The following is a 10,682-nucleotide window of genomic DNA, read 5'->3' on the forward strand; positions in this document are numbered from 1 at the left end:
GCGGCGCAGGCGCGAGAGGCCGTGGCTGGCGGCCCTGCTGCTGGCGGCGATGCTGAGTTGCCTGTCGTTCTTCTGGCAAGCGCGGGCCATGGCCGCCGTTCCGTTGCTGGGACAGGCCCCGGCGGCCGAGGCCCCCGCGGCCCCGGCGCTGACCCCGGAAGCGCTGGCGAACATGCTGGACAACCCCGACGTGCGCAAGGCCCTGGTGGACGCGTTGCGCGCCCAGGGAGGCGGGACCAAGCCGGCCGCGGCCGCGGCGCCGGCGCAGCCGGCGGAGCCCGGCCTGCAAGAGCGCATGGCCGATGGCGTGCAGCGCTTCTTGACCGGCGTGGCTGCCGACATGGGGCAGGGCGTGGACGACATGCGCGCGCTGGCGTCCGGCGGCACGCTGCGGCTGGACAGCGGCGCGGCGGGCAACGCCTTGCTGCCCCTGGCGCTGGCCGCCCTGGCCACGATCATCGCCTTCATCGTGCTGCGCATGATCGCCATGCGCATCTATACGCGCATCGACCACTGGGTGGCGGAGCAGGGCTGCGAGTCCGGCGTTCCGCCCAAGCCCGACGCCACGGCCGTTCCCGGCTCCCCGGCCAAGCGCGGCGCGCCTGCTTCGATGCGAGTGCTGTACCGGCGCGCCGGGGCCATCATCGGGGCGGTCGCCATCGACGCGGCCGTCGTGCTGCTGGCCGCCATGGCGGGCGGCGCGGCCGCCTTGTGGAGCACGCCGGGGCGCGGCACGCTGGATGCGCTGGCGGCCGTGTTCCTGCAGGCCTTCGTGGCGGTGGAGATCGTCAAGGTGCTGATCCGCACGGTGTTCGCCGTGCGTCATCCGCACCTGCGCCTGCTGCCCATGTCCGATGAGCTGGCCAAATATTGGAATGCGTGGCTGCTGCGCATCGCCGCGGCGGCCGGTTACGGCACGCTGCTGGTCGGTCCCGTGATGGCGGCGTCGCTGTCGCCCGCGCTGGGGCGGCTGGCCACCATGATCATCATGCTGGCGGTGTACGTGTATGCCGTGCGCGTCATCTGGCAGAACCGCCAGGCGGTGCGCGAGCGGCTGGACCGGCGCGCCGCGGGCGCGGCCACGTTCATGGGCTCGCGCCTGCGCTTCCTGTCGCGCGTGTGGCACGTGCTGGGCATCCTGTATTTCACGATCCTCCTGGTCGTCAGCCAGGTCGACCCGACCAATGCGCTGCCCTTCATGGCGCGCGCCACCGCGCAGACCCTGCTGGTCATCGGCGTGGGCAGCCTGCTGATCCTGCTGCTGAACGCCGCGCTGGCCAAGCCCATCCGCCTGTCGGACGACCTGCGGCGGCGCCTGCCGCTGCTGGAGGCGCGCGTCAACGCCTACGTGCCGGCGACGCTGAAGGTGGTGGGCTGGATCATCCGCATCGTCATCCTGCTGCTGATCCTGGACGCATGGCGCGCCTTCGATCTGTCGCGCTGGCTGGCGTCCGACGCTGGCGGCGCGGCCATCAAGGTGGTGCTGAACATCGTCATCGTGCTGCTGATCGCGATGCTCGCCTGGACCGTGATCGCCAGCATCATCGAGCACCGCCTCAGCCAGAGCGAGGAGCGGGGCATGCCCAGCGCGCGCGAGCGCACGCTGCTGGCGCTGTTCCGCAATGCCGCGCTGATCGTCATTGTGACGATGACGGTCATGGTGCTGCTGTCTCAGATCGGCATCGACGTGGGGCCGCTGATCGCCGGCGCCGGCGTGGTCGGCCTGGCCATCGGCTTCGGCGCGCAGAAGCTGGTGCAGGACATCATCACCGGCGTGTTCATCCAGCTTGAAAACGGCATGAACGAAAACGACGTGGTGCAGGTGGCGGGCGTGTTCGGGACCGTCGAAAAAATGACCATCCGCTCGGTCGGCATCCGCACCCTGGACGGCGGCTATCACCTGGTGCCGTTCTCGTCGGTGGACGTGGTGGCCAACCACATGCGCGATTTCTCGTACCACCTGGGCGAATACACCATCGCGCATCGTGAAAGCGTGGACGACGCGATTGATCACCTGCGAGCCGCGTTCGCCGAACTGATGACCGATTCGGTGCTCGGACCCGAGATCCTGGAGGACATGACGGTCGCGGGCGTCACGGCGGTCAACGACAAGGGCGTGACCATCCGGATCCTGATCAAGACCACGCCGGGCATGCAGTGGGCGGTGCAGCGCGGCTACAACCGGCTGCTCAAGAAGCACTTCGACGCGGCGGGCATCGAGTTGCCGTACCCGCACACGGTGGTGTATTTCGGCCAGGACAAGCGCGGCTTTGCGCCGGCGGCCAACGTGGCGCTGCAGACGGAGCGTCCCGACGAGGGCGAAAACGCCCGCGCCGCGGGCCATACCCGGCGCCGCCTGAAGCCGGAGACCGACACCGGGGATTCGGCCGAGGTGCTGGGCAACGAGCTGGAGGCCCGGGAGGAAGCCCGGGAGGAAGCCGAGCCGGACGCGCCGCGGACGTAGGCGGGTCGCGCGGCGCATAAGGTATAAACGAGGCCCATCGTTTTGGAGCAAGGGGATCACGTGCCCAGCAAACTCGGAGCAGGTCGCCTCATTGCCGCGACAGTTGGCGTCATCCGGCAGCAGGGACGCGCCATGTTGGCGGCCGCGCCGTGGTCCCTTGTGGTGTTCACGCTGACGCTGCCGTTCGCGCTGATCGCGCCCGCGTTCTACGGGACGCTGGCCTGGGTGACCCTGGCGCTGGCGGCCGTCAACCTGATCGCGTTCGCGCGCACGACGTTCGCGTGGCATCGGGTGGCCGTGCTGGGGACGGCCCCTGACGTTGGCGCAGCGCGCGGAGGGTCCGGCGAGGCTCGCCACCTGGTCCTGCTGGGCCTCATCGCCATCGGGCTCACGGCCCTGGCCCGCGCGACCGGCGACCTGCCTTACGTGATCTACATGCTGTTGGGCGGCGCGAACGAGCCGTTGTTCTATGGCGTGCTGATCGCTTCGCTGGTGGTGCTGTGGGCGCCGGTCTTGCGCGCCGTCGCCATGTACGGGCTGTGTCTGCCCAACGCCGCGGTAAAGGGCGAATACGCGTTCCAGGCCATGCGCGCGGCGATGCGGTACAGGCGCTGGCCCTTGATGGCGGCGCTGTTCGCGCTGCTTGTGCTGGGCGCCCAGACCGCCGGTCAACTGTGGCCGCTTGCCTATGCATTCACGGGTCTGGGGTTGGCGCAGGGCGCGGTGGCCGTGCTGGGCTGCGTCGCCATGACGTTCGTGCTGACGACGATGTTCGCGGTCGCGTATCGCGATTCGGCCGCGTAGCGGCGAGCCGGCGCTTCCGCGTTTCCCGCATTCCAGGTTCGGCGAACCTCGGCCATTAAGCACCGCCTGCGGCACGATCCGCCCGCAGGCGGTTCATCCTTTTCTTCCCCCATGGTTTCCATCTGGCGATGCGCAGGCCTGCGCGCTCGCGGCCGATGCGCATTGGTGCGCATCGCACAACACCGTGCTTCCCGCGCCATGCCTACCGCGTTCAGGGCCCGGATCCTACGATGCCCTCACTGTCTCTTTCCGACCCGAGGATCCCCATGAACGACTCGCACAACCCGGCCCGCCGCCACTTGCTCGTCGGCAGCGCCGTCCTGGCGAGCGGCGCCTTCTCCATCGGTGCCGAAGCCTCCCCGCAGCGCAACCCCCAACCCAATCGGAGCACTCCCATGGACAGCAAGACTTTTGTCACCAAAGACGGCACGCAGCTCTACTACAAGGACTGGGGCGCAGGCCCGGTCGTCACCTTCTCGCATGGCTGGCCGCTGAATGCGGACGCCTGGGACGGGCAGATGCACTTCCTGGCGCGCAACGGCTTCCGTGTCATCGCGCACGACCGCCGCGGCCACGGCCGCTCGTCGCAGCCATCGAACGGCAACGACATGGACACCTACGCAGACGACCTGGCGCAACTGATCGAGGCGATGGACCTGAAGCAGATCTCGATGGTGGGGCATTCCACCGGCGGCGGCGAAGTGGCGCGCTACATCGGCCGCCACGGCACCGGGCGCGTGGCCCGCGCGGTGCTCATCGGCGCGGTGCCGCCGGTGATGCTGAAGTCGGCCGCCAACCCCGAAGGACTGCCCGTCGAGGTGTTCGACGGCATCCGCGACGGCGTGGCAGGCGACCGATCGCAGTTCTACAAGGACCTGGCCGTTCCCTTCTACGGCGCAAACCGTCCCGATTCCAAGGTGTCGCAGGGTCAGCTCGATCAGTTCTGGCTGTGGAGCATGCAGAGCGGCCAGAAGAACGCCTACGAGTGCGTCAAGGCGTTCTCGGAAACCGACTTCACCGAAGACCTGAAGAAGATCGACGTGCCCACGCTGTTCATGCACGGCGAGGACGACCAGATCGTACCGATCCACGATTCCGCGAAGAAGGCCGTGCGCCTGGTGAAGAACGCGCAGGCGATCTACTACCCGGGCGCGCCGCACGGACTTACGGCCACCCTGCAGGACCGCATCAACGCCGATCTGCTCACCTTCCTGCGCGGCTGAAGCGCGCCACGCTTGCAACGGCCGCGGCCCGGCGGATTCCCGCCGGCCCGGCCGTCATTCAGGAGAATTCGCCATGTTTATCGTAGACAACGCACCGCCCGCCGCCGTGCAGGCGCCCATTGACCTGGTTCCTTCTCGTTATGCCGTGCAGGTCGGCGACATCGAAGCGCTGGTGGTCAGCGACGGCGTGCTGCCGCTGCCCACCGCGACGATGGCCACCAACGCCGATCCAGCCGACCTGGCGGTCTGGCTGGACCGCATGTACATGCCGCCGGACGCCTTCGACTGGCCGCTGAACGTGATGGTGGCCAAGAGCGGCAAGCAGACTATCCTGATCGACGCGGGGCTGGGCGGCCAGTTCCCGGGATTCCCGCGCGCGGGGCAATTCCCGCAGCGCCTGCAGGCGGCGGGCATCCCGCTGGAGTCTGTGACTGACGTGATCATTACCCACATGCACATGGACCACGTGGGCGGGCTGCTGGTGGAAGGCGTGAAGGAGCGCCTGAGCCCCAGCGTGCGCATCCACGTATCGGCCACGGAAGTCGCGTTCTGGACTTCGCCCGACTTTTCGCAGACCGTCATGCCCAAGCCGGTTCCCAACGTGCTGCGCTCGACTGCCAGGAGCTTCTACGAGACGTACCGCGACCGGCTGTGCATCTTCGAGGACCGCCACGAGGTCGCGCCGGGCGTGACCGTGCGGCTGACCGGCGGCCATACGCCGGGGCACAGCGTGGTCGACCTGGTCTCGGGCGGTGAACGCCTTGTTTTCGCCGGCGATGCGATGTTCCCGGTCGCGTTCGATCACCCCGAATGGCACAACGGCTTCGAGCACGACCCCGAGGAATCGGCCCGTGTGCGCATCGGCCTGTTCCGGGAGCTGGCGGAGAACCGCGGGCTGCTGGTGGCGGCGCACCTGCCGTTTCCGTCGGTCGGCCGGGTGGCGGTCGACGGGGACGCGTTCCGCTGGGTCCCGGTCATCTGGGACTATTGAGCGCGGACGCGCCGCGCCCCTGTCAGCGGGCGTATTGTTCGGGGCTGACCTTTTCCATCCAGTCCACCGATTTGCCGTCGAGCGATTCGGAGATTGCGATGTGGGTCATGCCCATGGCGGGGGCCGCCCCGTGCCAGTGCTTGACGCCGGGCGGGATCCAGACGATGTCGCCGGGCCGGATTTCCTGCACGGCATCCCCCCATTTCTGCACGCGTCCCACGCCGGCGGTGACGATCAGTGTCTGGCCCAGCGGATGGGTGTGCCAGGCCGTGTGTGCACCCGGCTCGAACGTCACGATGCCGCCGCCCACGCGAGCGGGCGCGTCGGCCTGGAAGCGCGAGTCCACGCGCACGGAACCCGTGAAGTTCTGTGCCGGGCCGGCGCCGGAGGGCTGGGCCCCGACCCTGGCCACCGTGATGGGCGAATCTTGCGCGGCGCATGCCGCGGATAGCGCCATGGTGAGCGCGGCGGCAGGGGCGGCGAACACGTGCTTGTTCATTCATTCTCCTGATTGGGGATTGGGGGATCGGGGGTTTCCAAGAGGGCTGCGGCGCAGCCAGTCGGTCACGTTTTCCATGGTTCGTCTTTCCTGGTCGGCTTCCATCACGAACCCATCGAGCAGGCGGGCGCCCGGGGCAAGCCGCGCGATCACTGATCGGCTGTCGCCGAGTCCGTAGCCGCCATGCGTCACGAAGGGAACCAGCGTCTTTCCGGACAGGTCATGGGTGGAAAGAAAGGACCGGATCACGGGCGGCGTGGTCGTGCCCCAGATGGGAAAGCCCAGGAACACCGTGTCGTAGCCACGGATATCGGCGACGTGGGACCGCAGGGCGGGCTCGTAACCGGCATCGCGTTCCTGACGGGCCTGTTCCACGGTTTGAAGATAGTCGTCGGGGTAGGGCGCGGCGGGCTGTATTTCGAACAGGCCGGTTCCAAGCTGGCGGTGTATCAATCCGGCAATGACGCGCGTATTTCCCGTCCGGGAAAAGTACGCCACGAGGAGGCCCGATCCGCGCGGGTTGCCCGCCGGCCCCGCATCGCCATTCGCGGCCATGCCGGTGAGTGGCAGGCTGGCCAGCGCGGCCATCATCGCCCGGCGGCACGGATCGTGTTGCGACGGCATGGCGCGGGCTCCCGGATCACCGGCCCACGCGCGCCTGCAAGGCGGCCGGATAGCGTGCGCCCTGGATGGCGATGTCCTGCAAGGCGTCGGCGATACGCTTGAGATCGGTGTCGGACAGTTCGACCTCGGCGGCGCCCAGGTTTTCCTCCAGCCGGTGCAGCTTGGTCGTGCCAGGGATCGGCACGATCCACGGCTTTTGCGCCAGCAGCCAGGCAAGCGCGATCTGCGCGTTCGTCACGCCCTTGCTCGCGGCGACCTGGTCCAGCGCCTGCACCAGCCCCTGATTGGCGGAAACCGCCTCGGGCGAGAAACGCGGCACCTTGCTGCGGAAGTCGTCGTCGCCGAATGTGGCGCCCTGTTTGATGGCGCCCGTCAGGAAACCTTTGCCCAGGGGGCTGAAGGGAACAAAGCCGATTCCCAGTTCTTCTAGCGTCGGCAGGATCTCCTGTTCGGGCTCGCGCCACCACAACGAGTACTCGCTTTGCAGCGCGGCGACAGGCTGCACGGCGTGCGCGCGGCGGATGGTCTGGGCTCCCGCCTCGGACAGGCCGAAATGCCTGACCTTGCCTTCGGCGATCAGGTCCTTGACGGCGCCGGCCACGTCCTCGATCGGCACGTCGGGATCGACCCGGTGCTGGTAAAGCAGGTCGATCACATCCGTACGCAGGCGCTTGAGCGACCCCTCGACCGCCTTGCGGATGTGCGCCGGCCGGCTGTTGAGGATCTGCTGCTTGTTGTCGTCGCCGAAGGTGAATCCGAATTTCGTGGCGATCACCACCTGGTCGCGTATCGGCGCGAGCGCCTGGCCGACCACCTCTTCGTTGAGGTAGGGGCCATACACTTCCGCGGTGTCGAAGAAGGTGACGCCCCGATCGACGGCCGCCCGGATCAGCGAGATCGCCTGTCCGGTGTCCGTGGCCGGCCCGTACCCGTGGCTCAAGCCCATGCAGCCCAGGCCGAGGGCCGAGACTTCCAGATTGCTGGTTCCGAGTTGGCGTTTTTGCATGGGGGTTTCTCCTGGCGGGGTGAGCATCGGGTCGTGCGGGGAAGCTTCCCGCGCATCGCTTGACGATCAATGTAGCGGCCGTGTCCTGCGCGGACTAGATGCTAAGATCGGCATGGACTTGTGAACGGAACTCATAAATGCCGAAAGAAAGCTATAGCGACCTGCTGGCATTCATCGCCGTTGCACGAGAACGCAGCTTCACGCGCGCCGCCGCGCAACTCGGCGTGTCGCAATCGGCGCTCAGCCACCAGATCCGCGCGCTCGAGGCGAAGATGGGCGTCAGGCTGCTGACCCGCACCACGCGCAGCGTGTCGCCAACCGACACCGGCGAGCGCCTGATGCGAAGCATCTCGCCCCGCTTCGAGGAGATCGAGGCCGAGCTGGCCGCGGTGGGGGAACTGGGCGACACGCCTTCGGGCACCATCCGCATCACCGCCAGCGAGAATGCCGCCGAGATGGCGCTATGGCCGAAGCTTGCGAAGCTGCTGCCTGAGTACCCCCGGATCAACGTCGAGGTGTCCGTGGAGTCGCGCTTCGTGGACATCGTGTCCGAGCGCTACGATTTTGGCGTGCGCCTGGGCGACGACCTGGCCCGCGACATGGCCGCGGTGCGCATCAGCGCCGACCAGCGCTTCGCAATCATCGGCGCGCCGGCCTATCTGGACAGGCGCCCGCCGCCCCTCAGGCCCCAGGACCTCGCGGATCACGACTGCATCAATCTGCGCTTGATGAGCCACGGGGATATCTACGCCTGGGAATTGAAGAAAGGCGCGCAGCAGGTGAATGTGCGGGTCGAGGGGCGGCTGGTCTTTAACGGAACCCGCCAGATCATTCATGCCGCGCTGGCCGGATTCGGTCTGGCCTATGTGCCCGAAGCCATGGCGCGGCCCTTTATCGCCGCCGGGCAACTGCGGTCCGTGCTGCGGGACTGGTGCCCGGTCTTCACGGGCTATCACCTGTATTACGCCAGCGGCAGGCAGCTGTCCCGGGCAATGCAGGTGCTGGTCGACGCATTGCGCCATCCGTCCCGGGAGGAATGAGGCCATGGCGCTCGAAACCTTCCATGACGTCCTGGCCTTCGTCCAGGTGGTGCGCGCGGGCAGCTTCACCCGGGCGGCGGCCGTGCTTGGGGTCTCGCCATCCGCGCTGAGCCACGCGGTCCGGGGACTGGAAACCCGGCTGGGGGTGCGGTTGCTGACCCGGACCACGCGGCGCATGGCCACGACCGAGGCCGGCGAGCGGCTGTTCAACAGCGTCGCGCCCCGGTTCGACGACATAGATGCGGAAGTGGCCGCGGTGAAGGAATTGCGCGACAAGCCGGCGGGCACCATCCGCATCACGGCCGCCGAGCACGCGGCCAACAGCGTGCTGTGGCCGAAGCTGTCGCGTGCGATGGGCGGCTATCCCGACATAAAAATCGAAATCGCGGTCGACTATTCCATGTCGGATATCGTGTCCCAACGCTATGACGCGGGCGTGCGGATGGGGGACCAGGTGGCGAAGGACATGATCGCCGTGCGCATCGGTCCCGACCTGCGCATTGCCGTGGTTGGCGCGCCGGCGTACTTCGCCGGGCGCTCCCAGCCCGTATCGCCCCAGGACCTGGCCGCGCACGACTGCATCAGCCTGCGGCTGCCCCACGGCGGAATGCTTGCCTGGGACTTCGAAAAGGACGGCCAGACGGTCAAGTTCCGCGTGTCGGGGCAATGGGTCTTCAACAACAGCTCGTCCATTCTTCGGGCAGCCCTGGCCGGCTGCGGCCTGGCCTTTGTCCCGGAAGACATGGCGCAAGCGCACATTGCCGCTGGCAAGCTGGTTCGCGTGCTGGAGGACTGGTGCGCGCCTTACCCGGGCTACCACCTCTACTACCCCAGCCGGCGCCAGTCTTCCCGCGCGCTCGCCGTGGTGGTCGACGTCTTGCGGCATCGCGGATAGCGCGCGCCCAAGCCCCGCCACTGATGAGCATCGTTCAATAGTGAATGCGGATTTTTGGGATTAATCAAATCGGCGCCGCCCCTTAGGATTTCATCTGTTTGTCAGGGAACGCGACCGAAAGCCGCCATCCGGCTCCCGTCGCCGTCCTGACGCCACGCGCTGCGCGATGACGCGACAGCGCGGCAGAGAGGGAGTAAGCGACCGATGACCCAAAGCACGTCCGCCAGGTATCGCAGAGCCGGGGCGCTGGCCGCCGCCGCCATGGCCTTGAGCCTGCTGCCGCTCGAGGCCAGCCAGGCCGCGGAAGGCGCGCAAGCGCGGACCGCGACGCAAACCCGGCCCGCCTCGGACGCGCTGTCCGCCAGGCAGCAGGCGATTCCGCTGATTGCGGCGTCCATGGCCGTGAGCGACATGCCGCGGCTCAACGCGGCGCTGCGCCAGGGGCTGGACGCGGGGCTGAGCATCAGCGAGGCCAGGGAAGTCCTGGTGCAGCTCTATGCCTACGTGGGCTTTCCGCGCAGCCTGAACGCACTGGGCGAACTGATGGCCGTGGTCGACGACCGTAAGCGGCAGGGCATTGTTGACTTGCCGGGCCGGGAGCCCGGCCGGGCCATACCCACGGGCGAAGACCTGCTGGCGGTGGGCAAGGCCAACCAGACGCGTATTTCAGGCGCGCCCGTGCAGGGGCCGCTGTTCGATTTCGCGCCGGTCATTAATCAGTTCCTGCAGGCGCACCTGTTCGGCGACATCTTCGAACGCGACAACCTCGACTGGCAGAGCCGTGAGCTTGCGACCGTCGGGGCGCTGGCCGCGACGCCGGGCGTGGAGGCGCAGTTGCGTTCCCACATGCGGGCCAGCCTGCGGGTGGGCCTGACGCCCGCGCAATTGCGCCAGTTGACCGAGGCGCTGGCGGCGCAGGGCAATGCGGACGCCGCCAGGCGCGCGGCCGAGGCATTGACGCAGGCGCTGGCCGCGGCGTCGGGAGGTTGAAGGTGAAAAATCCGCGGAGCAGTGATATGAAACGCACGGTATTGAAGGCCGCTTTCGCGGCGGCCATGGTCGGAACTTCGGCAGGCGAGGCGGCAGCGGCCGATTTCAAGAAGAACCCGTTTACGCTGACGTACGAAGGCGCGATC

At 67.9% G+C, this 10,682-nt stretch carries 10 protein-coding genes; 7 read left to right on the top strand and 3 right to left on the bottom strand.

What is annotated here, in order from left to right:
• Positions 1-49: 49 nt before the first annotated feature.
• The 4 genes from KYC_RS24310 to KYC_RS24325 all read left to right on the top strand — a co-directional run bounded on the left by KYC_RS24310 (position 50) and on the right by KYC_RS24325 (position 5,482).
• Complete coding sequence (locus KYC_RS24310) at positions 50-2,464, top strand: mechanosensitive ion channel domain-containing protein (protein WP_043519180.1); 2,415 nt, start codon at positions 50-52, stop codon at positions 2,462-2,464.
• A gap of 60 nt (positions 2,465-2,524) precedes the next feature.
• Positions 2,525-3,268 (top strand): hypothetical protein, encoded by a 744-nt coding sequence (locus KYC_RS24315; protein ID WP_100148370.1) that lies wholly within the window; start codon positions 2,525-2,527, stop codon positions 3,266-3,268.
• Between the two features lie 395 nt (positions 3,269-3,663).
• Positions 3,664-4,491, top strand: a complete 828-nt coding sequence (locus KYC_RS24320; protein WP_202946596.1) for an alpha/beta fold hydrolase — start codon at positions 3,664-3,666, stop codon at positions 4,489-4,491.
• A 73-nt stretch (positions 4,492-4,564) separates the two neighbouring features.
• Entirely contained in the window at positions 4,565-5,482 is a 918-nt protein-coding gene (locus KYC_RS24325) for an MBL fold metallo-hydrolase (protein WP_008167443.1), read from the top strand.
• 22 nt (positions 5,483-5,504) lie between these two features.
• Here the strand turns inward: KYC_RS24325 and KYC_RS24330 are convergent, their stop codons facing one another.
• The 3 genes from KYC_RS24330 to KYC_RS24340 are packed head-to-tail and all read right to left on the bottom strand — an operon-like array spanning position 5,505 to position 7,611.
• Positions 5,505-5,981 carry a (R)-mandelonitrile lyase gene (locus tag KYC_RS24330; RefSeq protein WP_008167446.1) on the bottom strand — a complete coding sequence of 159 codons (477 nt, stop codon included), beginning with the start codon at positions 5,979-5,981 and terminating at the stop codon, positions 5,505-5,507.
• Complete coding sequence (locus KYC_RS24335; RefSeq protein ID WP_043519181.1) at positions 5,982-6,605, bottom strand: flavodoxin; 624 nt, start codon at positions 6,603-6,605, stop codon at positions 5,982-5,984.
• Positions 6,606-6,621: 16 nt separating this feature from the next.
• Complete coding sequence (locus KYC_RS24340) at positions 6,622-7,611, bottom strand: aldo/keto reductase (RefSeq protein ID WP_008167450.1); 990 nt, start codon at positions 7,609-7,611, stop codon at positions 6,622-6,624.
• Positions 7,612-7,748: 137 nt separating this feature from the next.
• On the opposite strand from KYC_RS24340, the gene KYC_RS24345 reads away from it, so the two are divergent.
• From KYC_RS24345 to KYC_RS24355, 3 genes are all read left to right on the top strand, one after another.
• Positions 7,749-8,651, top strand: coding sequence for a LysR family transcriptional regulator (locus KYC_RS24345; RefSeq protein WP_008167452.1), 903 nt, complete (start codon positions 7,749-7,751; stop codon positions 8,649-8,651).
• A 4-nt stretch (positions 8,652-8,655) separates the two neighbouring features.
• Positions 8,656-9,546 carry a LysR family transcriptional regulator gene (locus KYC_RS24350; protein WP_008167454.1) on the top strand — a complete coding sequence of 297 codons (891 nt, stop codon included), beginning with the start codon at positions 8,656-8,658 and terminating at the stop codon, positions 9,544-9,546.
• 204 nt (positions 9,547-9,750) lie between these two features.
• The gene (locus KYC_RS24355) at positions 9,751-10,536 is read left to right on the top strand and encodes a carboxymuconolactone decarboxylase family protein (RefSeq protein ID WP_008167455.1); all 786 of its coding nucleotides are present in this window, start codon (positions 9,751-9,753) and stop codon (positions 10,534-10,536) included.
• Positions 10,537-10,682 lie beyond the last annotated feature (146 nt).

It is taken from the genome of Achromobacter arsenitoxydans SY8, from assembly GCF_000236785.1.
GTDB lineage: Bacteria > Pseudomonadota > Gammaproteobacteria > Burkholderiales > Burkholderiaceae_B > Achromobacter > Achromobacter arsenitoxydans.